Annotated in this window: 12 protein-coding genes and 1 tRNA gene; 7 read left to right on the forward strand and 6 right to left on the reverse strand. The window is 46.6% G+C overall.

The features are described from left to right. Positions 1–227: 227 nt before the first annotated feature. The 3 genes from QUB68_RS12945 to QUB68_RS12955 all read left to right on the forward strand — a co-directional run bounded on the left by QUB68_RS12945 (position 228) and on the right by QUB68_RS12955 (position 4,995). The gene (locus QUB68_RS12945; RefSeq protein ID WP_332992875.1) at positions 228–2,453 is read left to right on the forward strand and encodes a sensor histidine kinase; all 2,226 of its coding nucleotides are present in this window, start codon (positions 228–230) and stop codon (positions 2,451–2,453) included. A gap of 377 nt (positions 2,454–2,830) precedes the next feature. Further along, positions 2,831–4,510, forward strand: a complete 1,680-nt coding sequence (locus tag QUB68_RS12950; protein WP_332992876.1) for an ABC1 kinase family protein — start codon at positions 2,831–2,833, stop codon at positions 4,508–4,510. A 158-nt stretch (positions 4,511–4,668) separates the two neighbouring features. Beyond that, entirely contained in the window at positions 4,669–4,995 is a 327-nt protein-coding gene (locus QUB68_RS12955; RefSeq protein WP_332992877.1) for a hypothetical protein, read from the forward strand. A gap of 23 nt (positions 4,996–5,018) precedes the next feature. Here QUB68_RS12955 and QUB68_RS12960 read toward each other — a convergent pair whose 3' ends face one another. The 4 genes from QUB68_RS12960 to QUB68_RS12975 all read right to left on the reverse strand — a co-directional run bounded on the left by QUB68_RS12960 (position 5,019) and on the right by QUB68_RS12975 (position 7,190). After that, a complete protein-coding gene (locus tag QUB68_RS12960) occupies positions 5,019–5,408 on the reverse strand; it encodes a hypothetical protein (RefSeq protein ID WP_332992878.1) in 390 nt (129 codons plus the stop codon). Then, positions 5,387–5,797 (reverse strand): HEPN domain-containing protein, encoded by a 411-nt coding sequence (locus QUB68_RS12965; protein WP_332992880.1) that lies wholly within the window; start codon positions 5,795–5,797, stop codon positions 5,387–5,389. Before QUB68_RS12965 ends, QUB68_RS12960 begins: the two co-directional genes overlap by 22 nt. Before the next feature lie 184 nt (positions 5,798–5,981). Next, positions 5,982–6,054: transfer RNA gene (locus QUB68_RS12970), tRNA-Glu, on the reverse strand. An 89-nt stretch (positions 6,055–6,143) separates the two neighbouring features. Further along, positions 6,144–7,190, reverse strand: a complete 1,047-nt coding sequence (locus tag QUB68_RS12975; RefSeq protein ID WP_332992882.1) for a M42 family metallopeptidase — start codon at positions 7,188–7,190, stop codon at positions 6,144–6,146. Positions 7,191–7,421: 231 nt separating this feature from the next. Between QUB68_RS12975 and QUB68_RS12980 the strand changes: the two genes are divergently transcribed. After that, positions 7,422–8,168: an FkbM family methyltransferase gene (locus tag QUB68_RS12980; protein WP_332992884.1), complete on the forward strand. Its 747-nt coding sequence runs from the start codon at positions 7,422–7,424 to the stop codon at positions 8,166–8,168. Positions 8,169–8,251: 83 nt separating this feature from the next. On the opposite strand, the gene QUB68_RS12985 is transcribed toward QUB68_RS12980, so the two are convergent. Both QUB68_RS12985 and QUB68_RS12990 read right to left on the reverse strand, forming a co-directional pair. After that, the gene (locus QUB68_RS12985) at positions 8,252–9,286 is read right to left on the reverse strand and encodes a histidine kinase (protein WP_332992886.1); all 1,035 of its coding nucleotides are present in this window, start codon (positions 9,284–9,286) and stop codon (positions 8,252–8,254) included. A 540-nt stretch (positions 9,287–9,826) separates the two neighbouring features. Beyond that, positions 9,827–11,281 carry an S-layer homology domain-containing protein gene (locus tag QUB68_RS12990; RefSeq protein ID WP_442923078.1) on the reverse strand — a complete coding sequence of 485 codons (1,455 nt, stop codon included), beginning with the start codon at positions 11,279–11,281 and terminating at the stop codon, positions 9,827–9,829. A 69-nt stretch (positions 11,282–11,350) separates the two neighbouring features. Here QUB68_RS12990 and QUB68_RS12995 point away from each other — a divergent pair, with 69 nt between their 5' ends. The 3 genes from QUB68_RS12995 (at position 11,351) to QUB68_RS13005 (ending at position 14,370) form a co-directional block, all read left to right on the forward strand. Further along, positions 11,351–11,896, forward strand: coding sequence for a hypothetical protein (locus QUB68_RS12995; RefSeq protein WP_332992888.1), 546 nt, complete (start codon positions 11,351–11,353; stop codon positions 11,894–11,896). Positions 11,897–12,311: 415 nt separating this feature from the next. Next, positions 12,312–12,788 (forward strand): BON domain-containing protein, encoded by a 477-nt coding sequence (locus tag QUB68_RS13000; protein WP_332992890.1) that lies wholly within the window; start codon positions 12,312–12,314, stop codon positions 12,786–12,788. 370 nt (positions 12,789–13,158) lie between these two features. Then, positions 13,159–14,370 (forward strand): general stress protein, encoded by a 1,212-nt coding sequence (locus QUB68_RS13005; protein WP_332992892.1) that lies wholly within the window; start codon positions 13,159–13,161, stop codon positions 14,368–14,370. The last annotated feature ends 462 nt before the right edge of the window (positions 14,371–14,832 follow it).

The following is a 14,832-nucleotide window of genomic DNA, read 5'->3' on the forward strand; positions in this document are numbered from 1 at the left end:
TCATCCGGTAAAGGATGGTAAAGTTCATCTGGTAAAGATCGAAGGGAAAAAAACCGGAAAATAGACCTTGGTCAAATCGGGTAGATTTTTCACCGCTCTAGTGACCCGCCGACGGGCTGGGCAAATACAGAAAGCAGGCTCATAACAGTCAAGCAGACAGTTATGGGTAGGTTCTATATTTGCAGCGCGCTCCGGCTCAAACATCTTAAAATAAAGGCTTGGTTGCCATGATCGATCGCCAGGGAAATCAAGACTTTACTCCGATCGAGCGATCGGCGTCAGAGTCTTGCACTTTGCATCTACCACAAATTGCAGAACCAGTATCAGTCCAAAAATTTCTGGATCGTCTTATGCAGTACCAGGTCGATCCTGCCCTTCTGGGGCAGCAAATTTGCCAAATTCTCGCGACCAACTTCGATCGAGAAAGCCTGCTGCTGCAAATAGCAAATACTTTGGGGGTGGCCTGTCAGGCAGATTTCTGTTTGATTGCTGCTGTAGCGGAGCAGAAAGTAGTAAATCCCAATGCTTGCTGGCAAAATAAGAGCGATCGCCCAAATGCTGCCAATGCTACAGATTCAACCCCAACACTGGAAAACTGGCAAACCACAGGATTACAATCGCCTAGCATATCACTCGAACATCCCGTCTTGGCAAAGGTGCTAGCAGACGGCGAGATCGTGGCGGTATCCGACTATCTTGATAGTCAGGCAGCTTCACCGCCAAATTCCGCTGTGCCACCGCTGCCTGGTCGGGCAATTTTGGCAGGGTCTACGCGGTTTGGAGGGGCTGTAAATGGGATAATGATTGTGGGTAAGTCGCAACCTCACCAGTGGTCGGCTGCCGATCGGCAGCGCCTAGAAACAGCATCGGACGCGATCGGCATCGCGATTTCTCACCTTGAAAAAACTCAAGCAATTGCCACTTTAAACGAACAGTTACAGCGACAAGCTAAATACAAAAATCTCCTCGGCTCAGTGGCGGCCGCGATCGACACGAGTTCAGAAGTCGATCAAATTTTGCAGCAAGTTATTGAAAATACCGTCGATACTCTGGAAGTAGATAGAGGTCAAATCCTGCTGTTGAAATATACAGACCCTCTATTTAAAACTCCCTCTCCCCATCAAACGCCCAAAGCAAAACTCGAATTAGTTAGCGAATACGCTCTGAAAAAAGATGCAAACAAACAGACAATAGAACACAGCGATGCGGGGAAAAAAAACACGACAGGCAAAACAAAAAACAAGGAAAAAACTGCTAAGTCAAAATCCAAAATCCCCAACTCAAAAGTTGATAACTCTCCCGTTTTTTGGCTGTCGGAATCTAGTTTGTTCGAGAAAGCATTCCACAGCACACCCAAACCCCTCGCCCTCGATGACGCAGGCGAATTAATCAGCAAGGAACAAGAGGGCGCCACAGAAATATTGAAACTCCAAGGCATTCGCGGGCTGATGCTGGTTCCCCTCACGGGCGCCAACGGACAGGAAACAGTCTTGGGGTTCTTGGTTTTGCAGCACTCCGAGCCGCGCACTTGGAGTCCTGAAGAATTGGAAGTTCTAGAATTAGTCTGCGCTCAAGCGAGCAGGGCGATTATCGCAACTCAGACGCTCAAGGAAGTGCAAACTCTAGTCCAAGACAGAACTGCTCAATTGCAGCAAAGTCTCGACGTACAGGGGAAACTGTACGAACAATCTGCCAATCAACTAGAGCAAATGCGCAACTTGAAGCTGATTAAAGACGAGTTTATCACCACTCTGAGTCACGAGTTGCGCACCCCTTTAACAATTATGAAGCTGGCGATTCTGATGCTCAAACAAGCTGAACAGCCGTCAGCGAGTCGGGTTAAGTATCTCGACATTCTAGATCAGCAGTGTTCTAAGGAAACCGCTCTGGTTAACGATTTGCTAGCCCTCAAGCAGTTTGAGCCTCAGCAAGTCCCTATTTCGATCGTCCAAATCGATCTCAAGCGTTTAATTCAAGATTTAGCTGGGGATTTTGAGAAAAAGTGGGCGGATAAGGGATTGACTCTGAAGGTGGATTTGCCGCAGTTTGCACCTTCCTGGGAAACCGAACCGGACAGTTTTAAGCGGGTGCTGCTGGAACTGCTGACGAATGCTGGAAAATACTCGGCTTCGGGAACTGCGGTGGTTTTGGATATGTCTGAAGCAGGCGGCTGCATTGTCTTGAGCGTATCTAATTTCGGGCGCGGCATTTCTGCTGCTGATTTACCCCACATCTTTGACAAGTTCCGCCGCGGTACTGGCATTACTGACCAAGCTATTCCCGGTACGGGTTTGGGTCTGGCGCTGGTAAAGTGTTTAGTAGATCACTTGAATGGTACTATTGATGTGTCTAGCTGTCCGGCAGAAAGTTTTGAAGCTGACGAGTTGTGGCGCACATCTTTTACTCTGACTCTGCCGCAATTTCCAGCGGAACTTTCTAATTTAGAAGAGTAGTTCGGTTGAGAAACAGCCCTTAATTGGCAGGGAACAGGGGAAGACTTGCCTTGATAGGGAGATGGGGAAATGTGGCAAAAGCTACCAAATTCTCCTGTTTGAATTGTTTGTCTGGTTGCCCGTCTAAATTGCTGATGTTTGTAGTGAGGACTAAAGTCCTCTCTCGCTCAATTAATAAGGAATAAAGTCCTTACTAGGAACTTAACTATGGTTGTATAACTTAATTAGTTGATTTCACAGTCTTGACCAAATAAACCTATTTTTTTAACTCTTTCAAATGCCTGCAACGCGTCTTATTGTACATCGAAGCTGGTTTTTGAACCCAGGAATCTCCCATAAAAATTGTCGCGCTGCATGGAACTCTCAGAGTGAATATTATGCTAACAAAAGCTGCACCTAAAACTCTGCGTTGGCAACGTTCTAAATATTCGCCGCTGGCACGACAAATAGACGTTTTTGCGGCGGCAGGAAAGTTTATGTTCTTTTTGTGGTGGGATGGACTGCTGCAAAATAATTCTGCTCATACTAGAAGAATTCGCGCTCATTGGTTGGTCAATACTTTGCTGGATTTAGGCCCGACTTTTATTAAAATCGGGCAGTCTCTCTCGACTCGCGCGGATTTGTTGCCGCTGGAGTATGTCAAGGAGTTGGAACAGTTGCAGGATCGGGTTCCTGAGTTTAGTTCCGAAGAGGCGATCGCTCTTGTAGAATCAGAGTTAGGCAAGGATATTTATGCTTTGTACCGCGATTTTGACCCGTTTCCCATCGCAGCAGCGAGTCTGGGACAGGTGCACAAAGCGAGGCTGCACACTGGGGAAGATGTGATTGTCAAGGTGCAGCGTCCGGGTTTGGAAAGTTTATTCGATTTGGATGTGAAGGCGGTGCGGCAAGTGATGCGTTTTTGCGATCGGCATTTGCCTGGGACGCGCAAGTATGACCTAGAATCTATTTATCACGAGTTTTTTAAGATTTTATATCAAGAAATCGACTACGTGCAAGAAGGTAAAAATTCCGATCGCTTTAGCCATAATTTTCAAGAATTTCCTCAGATTATTGTCCCGAAAGTCTACTGGCAATACACGACTAAAAAAGTGCTGACTTTAGAATATGTTCCCGGCATTAAGGTAGATGATAGGATTAGTTTAGAGGCGATTGGAGTAGATATTGCCAAGCTCAATCAACTCGGAATTTGTTGTTATTTAAAGCAATTGTTGCTAGACGGCTTTTTTCAAGCTGACCCGCATCCGGGCAATTTGGCGGTGACAGAAGATGGTAGCTTAATTTTTTACGATTTTGGGATGATGGCAGAGGTAAAGTCTTTGGCTAAAGACCAAATGGTCAAGACTTTTTTTGCTGTGATGAGAAAGGATACTGATGAGTTACTGGATACTTTAATTACGATCGGCTTAGTTGAGCCGATGCCGGATATGATGCCGGTGCGGAGGCTGATTAGTTTTCTGTTGGATAAGTTTATTGATAAGCCGATCGACTTTCAAGCATTTAATGAAATTAAGAACGAACTTTACATCATGTTCGAGCAGCAACCGTTTCGCCTGCCAGCACAAATGATGTTTATTGTCAAGTCGGTGACGACTCTCGACGGCATTGCTAGAACTCTCGATCCTCACTACAATTTCCTAGCATCGGCTCAGCCTTTTGTCAAGAGTATTGCAGTGAGTAAAGGGCGGGGAAGTGCGATCGGAGAATTGGCAAAACAAGCACGAACTTTTATCACCTACAAGTTGCAACAGCCCAGCAAATCGCAAGTTTTCCTCAAGCGTTTGGAGCGGCGGATTGAAGATGGGGATCTGCAAATTCGAGTCCGCAACAGTTCGAGCGATCGCGCCCTGAAACGCATCAATTTAGCCCTTAAGACTCTGATTTTTGCCTGTGTGGCTGGTTTTGGGGTGCTGTCGGGTGCAGTGCTGCTGGTGGGCGGATATCAAACGGGGGCGATCGTAGCTTTTGCTATTGCGGGATGCGGCGGCTTATTTATGCTGCGTGCTTTCTTCGATTTATTGGTTAAGGAAAAACTCGATAAAATGGCTGAGAAATAAATGTGCTGGGAATTGGGAATGGGTAATTGGTAATTGGGAATATGGTTTCCGCACTGCACTCGAAATAATAATTTTCCGAGTGCAGTGCGATCGCCCTTCCCACATTCAAATAAAATTAAGTTAAACTCAATTCAAGCCAAATTATCCACTACTCGGCAATGGCAACCCAAAATCAAATTCTGGAACAGCTCAAAATTCTAGAAAAACTCTATAACCGAGGCGAAGTGAGCGAAGTTGTAGAACGAGCGCTCAAAAAAATTATCGCCCACGAAATTACGATTGCTCAACAACAAACCGCAGAACTAGAAACTGATTTAAAGCAATACGAAACCCAGTATCAAATGTCATCCGCTCAATTTTACTCAAAATTTAGGGCGGGAGAATTAGGAGATGATATTGATTTTGTAGAGTGGAGTTCTTTTTATCAAATGTGGTCTTCTGTTCGAGAACGCTTGCAGATTCTTCTCTCTAATTCCCAAGCATGATATCAGCTTTATTGCAATTCAACTCACTTAATTTGATAAATGTAAGCATCATCAATGTACTTATGATTGACACTTTGATTCGTGATCCGTCTCCCTGAGAAACTTGATTTGAAACGTTGTTGTAACTCACGCAATCCCTGAATTAATTCATCTTTGACGCTGACTGCGACAAGGGCTGTCCAATCAATTTTCAATTCTGGTTCTACCTCGCGAAAGACTGATAGTATTTCGTGGTAAGTTTTAAGTGGGCCTTTCTTATCATATGAAGGTGATGTGAGCATCAATCGCCAGCTTTCCGGTTCTGGTGCGTAGAACCAGAGAGCAGAATCAACTGATACACCCGCTGCATTAAGAGCGTCTATTAGTCTTTGACCTTCTGCTATTTCTTGACTTACCAATGTTGCTGTACCCATTGTAAAATTCCGTGATTGGGATCGGTAATTGCTGAGTAAATATCGAGGGCTTTTTGTCGGTCATGTTTTTGGTAACGGCTTTCTTCTGACCAGTCTTTAAGAACTACCCATGCAGTTAAAAAGTCTACATCTTTTAGCAGAGTTTTTAATTCTGAATCAAGTTTAGCAACTTTAACAAGTTTTTCTAAATCGTGGGTGTAACTGTCGAAAACTGTTTTTTTGTCAGGAAAGTCGAATTTCCGTGTTTGCTTGGCAATACAAGCTTTTAAAGCACATTCTATGACATAACCGCTCAGATAGTAAGCACCAGAGTATTGACGATTTTCGAGCAGCACTTCTACTTCTTTAAGTCGAGTGAGTGCGATGTTTTGTAAATCTCGTCTATTCACAAATTTAGCTTACCCCATGAAATCAGCAAGAAGACCGGGCGGTTGAAACCGCGTCTGCATCTACAATTATCCAACATGGGAGGAGGTTGAAGCTAAATGCAAAAATGATACCTAGCGTGCGGGTTGGGCTTGTTGCCTTCACCAGTTGCTAGATATCATTTCGATATCTGAGTTAAATTTTCAATACCCCCAGGGGAATTCGAATCCCCGTCGCATCCGTGAAAGGGATGTGTCCTAGGCCTCTAGACGATGGGGGCGCGTTTCGTTGCGTTTGCTTGTGTTCCGCACCTTTATTACATTAACTAATCTTTCCCAATCTGTCAACTACTTTGCGAAAGTTTTTTTGCTATTCGTCCGAAAGTTGCTCACAGTAGGCTTTCAGGATGGCGGCGCAGTTGCCGATCGCCCCGAGATGAGCAATTTCAAACCCGTGGGTGTTCTGGGTGGGGAAAGCCAAACAAGCAGCGCGGGCTACATGGCCGAACTTCATGGCGATCGAAGCATCGCTCCCAAAACCGCTAATTACCGCCAACTGCACCTCTACATCGGCTGCTGTGGCTGCGGCGCGCAATTGGGCGTTCAATCCTTCATCATAAACTCCGTAGCTGTCCTGAACCAGCAAAACTGGGTTTTCGCCGTCTGCGATCGGGTATTCCGGAGCCAGAGGGCAAATTTCCAAAGCAATCAGCGCATCCAACGGCTGGCGCTGCGTGAAATACAAAGCTCCGATCGCCCCAACCTCCTCCTTCGCCGACGCCACCAGATAAACATTTACCGCAGGCTCTGTCAAACATTCCGCCAGAGCCAGCAGAATCGCCACAGAAGCCTTGTTGTCGAGGGTGTAGCTCGCGATCCAATCCTTCAGCCGCAGCGGGCGCTTGCGGTGCTTTCCCACCACCATCCGCGTGCCCGGGCGAATTCCGGCCTCGGCTAATTCCTCGGCGGTACATTTAGTTTCGATCCAGGCATTTTCCCACTTTAAAGAAACATCTTCCTGTTGAGCTTTTTGAGGACTTTCATGAGAAACGTGGCGACTCCCGAAGCTGAGAATGCCGCTAATTGTTTGTTTGTCTCCCAACAAATCGACAACGCCTTCGCCGTAAACCCAAGGAAACGCGCCGCCCAATTTGCGGACTTCGACGCGCCCGATCTCGCCTATTGTTTTAACTAGAGCCCCAATTTCGTCTTTGTGGGCGGTAATGGCGATCGACCTTTCGGGATTGCGGCCCTTAATTAGGGCGATCGCATTGTCCGCGCGATCGATCCAAGCATTCACTCCCAGGGCGGCGAACTTTTCCATCAACCGCTGGTTAATTTCCGACTCCACACCGCTGGGGGAGTGCAGCATGACTAATTCTTCGATTGTTTGGAACAGGCGATCGAACTCTAACATTTTTCATTCTCGTGTTTGGAAGTATATTTTGACATATAGCCTTTCTCAGAAAGATGAGGTATGTCTGGTAATGGGCATAGGGCATTGGCCTCCGTGGGCATTGGCCTCCGTGGGCATAGGCCTCCGTGGGCATTAGGCTATCCTCACCACGCTTGAGAACCGCTATATATTAAAGCAGATTTATTCGCTAATGTTGTTATTATAAACTTGAAAAAATTATCAATTTCTGCCATGCTTTTCGACAAATTAGTGCAACTGATGCAGCGCCAAATTAGAGCCCAAAAATTAGGAATAAAATTTAACAGAGTTGCGACTTTTCAATTGCCCCAGGAATTAATTGTGCAAGGAAAGCGCCATCAAGTCAACGTACCTTCTGAGAAAGGCATGGACGGAGAATTTATAGAAGTGCTTTTAGACGACTGCTACGGAGTCGAGCAATTATCCCAATCGTTGATGACAATTATTGATATTGGAGCCAATGTCGGCTTATTTCCGATTGCTGCTAGAAACAGGTTTCCCCAAGCCGTGATTCACGCCTACGAAGCTAATCCCAACTTGGAAACTTATCTCAAACATCAATCCAAAATCGCAAATTTTACGTATTTTATGGAAGCTTTAGGAGACCGTGATGGTAAAGTAGTCCTCGACATTAGGGAAGTCTCGGGAAAAACGCGATCGACTGTCAGCGAAAGCGGCGACGTACCGATGGTATCATTGCGTAGGGCGATCGATCGCATTGGCGGCAGCGTTGATTTAGCCAAAGTAGACTGCGAAGGTGCAGAATGGCTGTTATTTGAAGACCGAGATTCTTGGCAACTCGTGCAAAACCTGTCTTTAGAATATCACTTGTGGTCTGGCAACACTCACGCCCAAACCCGACAAGTTGTTGAAAACCTAGGATTTCGGGTGAGAAAGCAAACACCAATAGATAAATGGTACGGCTCGCTCTTAGCATCCCGAGTCCGCAACTCTAAATAAGGTTCGATCGTTCAAACTTCAGTCCTCAGATTTTTAGGATGACTAAAATCAGAACGATCGAACCAATTTTAACAGAGCTGGGATTAGATCTGTTCTTCACCTTGATTGAAACGCTGCATTCCTTGATTTTCGTCAACGCGAACAATAGCATCTTGGGGAAGATTAAAGATGCCTGTAAATTGCTCTTGACTTGCTTGGACAGCTTGTTCCTTGTTTTTTCGCAGGGCAATTTTTATCTGCAACTTGTCAATTATCAGTTGATAATGAGCTGCTTGTCTGACCATTTCCTGTTCTGAAAAGTCCAATAATTGAATCAGGTTGGCAACTTGAGACTCCAAAAAATCCATTTCATAAGTATTGTTATTAGTAACAATATTTTGGGTTTGTTCTAAGGAATTAAAGACATTTTTTTTGTCTGTGAGCGACAGGGAGGTTTTGACACTAAGTGCTAAATGTCTAAACATTCCAGCCGTGTTTTGGGGAATTTTAACTTTCAGGAACATCACTACAGCAAACAAACTTCCAGACTCTAGAAGTCCCCCAAATCCCAAGACAGACTTGACTCCGTAGGGAATAATTAAGGAATCTTGTTCCGCAATAAATGGGCTGCCTTTTGGCTGTGATTCGTAAAAAATATTTAATGCAGCAGGTTCTAATTGCAGGAACATTTCTGGCTCAGTTCCGATGACTGTAGGAATCTCTAAACCGAACTGTCGGATCATTTCCGAAATCGCCGGGATTTCAGCTACTAATTCGGCGCTAACTAATGGAATAGCTGTATTTTCTACTGCTGTGTGCCGAGAATTCCAGTGCGGTTCTGGGCCTGCTGCTGCTAGCAGAGTCCAGCATTTCATGTCGGCGGCGGGGGAATTGCCGTTCATCAAGCGGCGGGCGGATTGTTGCAATGAGTCTTCTAATTCCCCGTAGGGATGAGTTTTGAACAAACGCACCAAAACACAGGTATTTTCTCCCGTTTGCGAATCGCAAAAATGTTGGTAAATATACTTGACAATCTTCTGGCTGCTGGCTTCCATACTAGGAGTATTTCTACCGAACTGGCGCAGGACTAAACTGCATTTCGCCAAGTCTTGCGGGGTAAATAGGGTAATATCGTACATTGAAAAACGCTCTCCCAGAGCTCAAACACTCTTTTTCATTTATCGTTAAGCCCGCTACCGCATCCGGAATCCTACTGAGAGTTTTGAAAAGTCTTAGTTAAAATACGTACAAAATTTGTCAGGAAAATGCAGCGGTTGTGTGGAAGAATACACAAATTAAGACTGAGGCAAAAAAATTATGCCGTAGGGTGGGCCACAAGCACAGAGAGGCTGATGTGTAGTGCTTAGACCTCTTGCAAAAGTCCTTTTAGTCAAATTTTCGGGACGGGCTAGAAGCCCATCCCACAATTTTTTTTCTTGTGGGACGTTGCTCTGAGCATCGTCCGAATTATTTTTGCAATCTTGTCTCTTGACAAAATTTGTGACGATGACTGGCGCAGAGAAATTAATGAAATGGGAATTTTCTATCGCGAGCAAAATCGATGAGGTTCCATGGTTAGGACTTCAGTCTGAGGGAAAAAGAAGGACTTGCATTCCGAACGATCGAACCGTTTTTTAAGTAGATGCTTTGTTTGAAACTTTTAACCGCCCCAAACAACTCTACTGAGGAGGTTGAGACTTTGCTTCGAGAGCATCTTTAGCCGATAATCCCTGATCTTGAATGCCAAAATACCACAAACTAGCAGCAGCTTCGGCGCGAGTCACTGATTTCTTGGGCTGAAACAGAGTAGTAAAACCAAAAACCCGGCGAATATTCGCCAAATCTCCATTGTTGAAATCAGCTAAAACTGCCCGCGACGCCTGGGAATCTATTTTAGAAGCATCTTGAAAACCCCATTTTTCTTTCACGCCGTCAATGTTAGCTGTGGGTAAAACTTGACGAGTATCTAATGGTACTTTCCAGAGAATCATTGTTTCCCGGGCTAAAGGCGCATCGGGACGAAATTTCACATCTTTTGTTTCTCCCGAAAGCGAACTGGGAATTAAACCTGCTTCTGCTAAACCTTGAATTGCTGAAAAATCTGGGTCTGTTTTGGGTACGTCAGAAAAGGCGGGTTCGCTAGAGGTTACTGCTAATCTAATTTGTTTTGCTTGACGGCTGGCATAAATCTGATTGTTAGCTGCTACTAACCAGCGGGCGTATTCGCGACGAGTGACAATTTTGTTGGGTTCGGGTAAAGTGCTGCCTGTTTCTAAATTAGCACCTTTTTTTGTTAGCGAAGCCCTCGGAGAGGAGCGCACTTTCAGCGCTTCTAACTGAGCCAAATCGGCCACGTACTGCTGCAACTGTTGAGGAATTTGGGTGTCTAACTGGCTAACTTTTGCTGATTTTGGCGCAGCCGATGGCGTTGGAGTTGCAGTGGTTCCCTCTGAATTTGATGGGGTTGGTGAAGCGGTTGGAGATGGGCTAGACTCGGAATTGTTGGGTTGGGGACTGGCTGCAATTTCTGGGCCCTCTTTGCTGTAGTCGATCGCAAATTCTGTAGAACCTCCTACTTTCTGAGTAGGAGAAAGCGACACTGTTACCCGCAAATTATCTCGGGTTGCGACTAAGGAACCTTGTCCGTCGGCGGTTGGGAGGCTGATTATTTTCCAGTTGCGGCGCCCCAATTCTAACTGATAAAAGTTTTGAACCGAATTAACCGGATCTGTGCTTTCCCAGCGCAGTCGCACGTTTTTTGGCGGCGCATCGGTTTGCCCGCCCACTTCGACTAACTGAGCATTAGGATAGAGTGGAATCTCTGTCGGGAAATCGGGAGGAAGTTTGGCGGTAGAGTTTGTCTCAACTGCTGTCGCTGGCGACGGGTTCGAGAAAACTGCTGGATTTTGTGGTAATTTCGGATCGGCGGCTAGGGATTCTTCGAGGGCCTTGCTGTTGGGGCTGTTTGCACAAGCTGTGACAGCAGCCAGCAGACACAGGGCTAGCCAAGTATTTACAGCAGCGAGTAGGTTGGTTTTATTGGTTTTACTGGTTTTGGTGGTTCGATCGGGCGATCGGGCGATCGAACTGCCTCGCGGTTGAGTAAATATAGTATTCAGCATAGTATTCAGCATAAATCCCTCGTTTGCGGATATATTTCTAGGCTAGCGCAGATCGATCGGACAAATATATTTTTTACCCACATGAAATTGCTGCGGATCATCCTAGTTACTGCTACATTAGCTGTCTCGGCCCTCAAGTTGGCCAGTCCCGCAACAGCTCAACCAAGCCCGCTGCGGGCTGCAATTGAGACGCCAGAGTGGCAGCCGTTTTGCTCGGCGATGGGTCAGTTTGCGATCGATATGCCGGGAACTCCTAAAATTAATTCCGAAACTTATTCTACTCAAGTTACCGCTCATACCTACAGGTCGGTATTAAAAAACAAAGATACTTATTTACTGCAATACTTTGACCTAGATTTTCGGCTCAGCAACAATAATATCAAAATTACTTTAAATAATGCCGTTGATTTCTTTGTGGTGGCGGCGAATGCTAAATTGCTGCAAGTAAGAGATATTTCCCTCGGCAGCTATCCGGGAAAAGAGTTTGAGTTTCAGCCGCTTTCTCCCAACCAACCTGTGGGTGTAGGCCAGGTGTTTTTGGTGGACACCCGCGTTTACGGGCTGGTTGTCAGTACCCCAGAATCAGAAAATGCTCAAAAATTTATCGACTCTTTTCGTTTGTTTTGATTGAGGAAGTTCGGCAACGGATTGTGAAACGTATTTAACGGATGTTGAGGGAGATTTTAGTTGGTGGCGAGCGAATTTATTCAGAAAACTTAGGAGAGGGAACTGGGTTTGTAGGAAAATCTTGGCTTTGACAATGAAAAATCGGGGAATCAATCGCTTTTTTTGAATAATAGTGCGTTCAGGACTCATTAACTTAAATGTGACATAATACCTTATTTGGTTTTTTGTAATCTATCGTTAGATAGAGGTAAAATTTACACCTGTGGAGCGATGTAGCGGCTTCGTCAATTTTATATGTTTGATCTAAGGCTTTTTAGATAGCAGAAAGAAGCACCCACTAAAATGTTGTGTGCCTTAATCTAGCTCAACGAAGTCTGGCTCATCGACAGCTTACCTGGAGGGTATTAACATACTTATGAACAAATTAACACCAATTCTGCTCAGCGGCCTCCTATTATTTGGAGCTGCTGCTTGCAGCGACGGGGCTAAAACTAGCGCTGATGCTCCTAATTCTACCACAGAAAATGTCAAGAGCCCGCCCCCAGCGGAGACAGTTCAAAAAACTCAGGGCGACGCCACTAGCGATGTTCGCAAAGCACAGGCAAATTCTGATATCAGGGCCCGAGAACAGCGCAACAATGTGACGGGTGGGGATACAATCAGAGCCGATGGCGACCTGAAAAGTGAAGTTCGTTCCAAGTTGGAAGTGAACATCACTAAAGGTCAGCTAACTGTTGAGGCAAAAGACGGGGCTGTTATCGTAGGCGGCACAGTTCCCAATCAAACAGATTTAGCTAAAATTGAGCCGCTAGCTAAACAGATTAAGGGTGTGAAATCGGTGAATGTTACGGCTGTTGTCGCCCCCGCTGCACCCGCCTCGCCTAGTAAGTAATAAATTTGAAGGAAGAAGGAAGAAGGAAGAAGGAAGAAGGAAAGTTGGGATTTTTAAAATGGGTTGCAAAGCGGATGGCAACGCTTGCGTGACTCTTGCGGGTAGCGGGGTTTTAAGTTAAACAATTTAAGATTCACGTACTCGAAACTCCCAACTCAAAACTCGCGTGCTATCTGTAATTGCCCCTTCCCAATTTCCAATTTCCAATTGCTGAAAATTAGTGGGAAACCAGCCTGAAGATAGAGAGGGAGGTTATTCCCAGCGAGCGATGAAAAATGTTGGGAAAAAATGACTAAATGTGATTGATGGCAGCAAGCGCAGAGCATAAATTCTGTAGTGTAAAAGTAGTTTATTTTGTAGGAAAAAACAAATGGCTTTAGGTCAACATAAACGAGCTGTAGGCTCTTTTTCTAATTACCGCGATACGGAACTAGCTTTGATGGAGCTGCAAAGTACCGGGTTTCCGATGAATCAGGTTTCGGTAGTTGGGGAAAATCTCAATGGCAGCAGCGAAATTGCGGGCGCTAGTGCTGCTAAGAGTACCGACGAGAAAGTGGGCGGCGGCGCGAAAGCAGGCGCGACGGCCGGAGTGGTGACGGGCGGTTTGATCGGGTTGCTGGGCAGCATTGGGGCGCTGGCGATTCCGGGAGTTGGCCCGGTGATGGCGGGGGGCGCGATCGCCACTCTGCTGGCTGACGCTGCTGTCGGAGGCGCGATTGGAGCTGCTGCGGGCGGTTTGGCTGGCGGTTTGGTGGGTTTGGGTGTTCCCGAAGCCAAAGCTAAAATTTATGGCGATCGCCTCTCGCGCGGAGAATATTTGGTATTCGTCGAAGGAACGGATGCCGAGTTGGCTACCGCCGAAGGAATTATGAGCGTGCGGGGCATTCACGATTGGGGCATTTACGATGTGCCGGCAGATACCGGCCGCAAAGCTCTCGCCCGCCACAAGCGCGCTGTGGGCGTGTTTTCCACCCGCGGGGAGGCGGAACACGCGCTGGGAGAACTGCGAACTGCTGGTTTTGACATGGATCGGGTTTCGGTCATCGCCAAGGATGCGGATTCTAAAGGGGATATCGCAGGCATTGACGTGAAGGACAACGCCGACAACAAGGCTGATGAAGGGGCGACCAAGGGCGCGCTCACAGGCGGCACGCTGGGCGGTTTGACTGGCTTGTTGGTAGGCCTGGGCGCGCTGGCAATTCCGGGTATCGGGCCGATTATGCTGGCTGGAGCTGCGGCTACGACGATCGCCACTACACTCGCCGGTACGGCTTTGGGTGCGGCTGCGGGCAGCTTGATCGGAGCTTTAGTCGGTTTGGGAATTCCGGAAGAGGAAGCTAGAGCATACAACGATCGGGTGGCGCGGGGAGATTACTTGGTGCTGATTGACGGTAGCGAAGCAGAAGTCGCTAAAGCTGAAACCGTGATGAGCCGCGGAGGCGTTCAGCATTGGAACACCTACGACTCTCCGAGCGTGGATAGCGCTCGCGCAGATTATGGCGCTCCGGGCACTCCCGGCGTTGATACTACGGCTGGTGTTTACGACCCCAATCAGGGCGTTACCCGCCGCCCTCTGGTTTGATTGTTGAGACTTGGTTTGGGTATTGTTTCTAATTCCGGCAAGGTAGTCGCACTGGCTCGCTCGGATTGTTGAGGGCGCCGGCGTTTAGCCTAGGGCCTGTAAGATGATCTCAAAAGTCGGCTTTTTCTGTGAAAGCCGGCTTTTGTTTTGTTCTGGAAACTAAAAAAAAATCTGTCAAAAGTTAACTTTTGAGATTGCGAGCTGGGCTTTTTGTGGGCGGCTCGATCGGCTCTATAAATTTTTACACCAACAAAAATAACTGCGGTTTTTGAGTCTGTAACACTCACTACAGCTCGATCGCAAACCCCCCAGTATTATCAAATTTGATGACATAAATTACAGCAGATATTGCTTGGTTAGTCAAACAACGACTATCTTTAATTATGGGGCGGCTAATTTGGGCCACTTATACAGGTGAAGTAGCCCGTCCCGCGCGCCGAGTAGGGCCTGCGGTGGCCGGCA

Source organism: Microcoleus sp. A006_D1, from assembly GCF_036702805.1.
Lineage (GTDB): Bacteria > Cyanobacteriota > Cyanobacteriia > Cyanobacteriales > Microcoleaceae > Microcoleus.

Excerpts from the sequence above, each read along its gene's own strand:
- QUB68_RS12945 (WP_332992875.1), top strand. The coding sequence starts at position 228 with ATGATCGATCGCCAGGGAAATCAAGACTTTACTCCGATCGAGCGATCG.
- QUB68_RS12950 (WP_332992876.1), top strand. The coding sequence starts at position 2,831 with ATGCTAACAAAAGCTGCACCTAAAACTCTGCGTTGGCAACGTTCTAAA.
- QUB68_RS12955 (WP_332992877.1), top strand. The coding sequence starts at position 4,669 with ATGGCAACCCAAAATCAAATTCTGGAACAGCTCAAAATTCTAGAAAAA.
- QUB68_RS12960 (WP_332992878.1), bottom strand. The coding sequence starts at position 5,408 with ATGGGTACAGCAACATTGGTAAGTCAAGAAATAGCAGAAGGTCAAAGA.
- QUB68_RS12975 (WP_332992882.1), bottom strand. The coding sequence starts at position 7,190 with ATGTTAGAGTTCGATCGCCTGTTCCAAACAATCGAAGAATTAGTCATG.
- QUB68_RS12980 (WP_332992884.1), top strand. The coding sequence starts at position 7,422 with ATGCTTTTCGACAAATTAGTGCAACTGATGCAGCGCCAAATTAGAGCC.
- QUB68_RS12985 (WP_332992886.1), bottom strand. The coding sequence starts at position 9,286 with ATGTACGATATTACCCTATTTACCCCGCAAGACTTGGCGAAATGCAGT.
- QUB68_RS12990 (WP_442923078.1), bottom strand. The coding sequence starts at position 11,281 with ATGCTGAATACTATGCTGAATACTATATTTACTCAACCGCGAGGCAGT.
- QUB68_RS12995 (WP_332992888.1), top strand. The coding sequence starts at position 11,351 with ATGAAATTGCTGCGGATCATCCTAGTTACTGCTACATTAGCTGTCTCG.
- QUB68_RS13000 (WP_332992890.1), top strand. The coding sequence starts at position 12,312 with ATGAACAAATTAACACCAATTCTGCTCAGCGGCCTCCTATTATTTGGA.
- QUB68_RS13005 (WP_332992892.1), top strand. The coding sequence starts at position 13,159 with ATGGCTTTAGGTCAACATAAACGAGCTGTAGGCTCTTTTTCTAATTAC.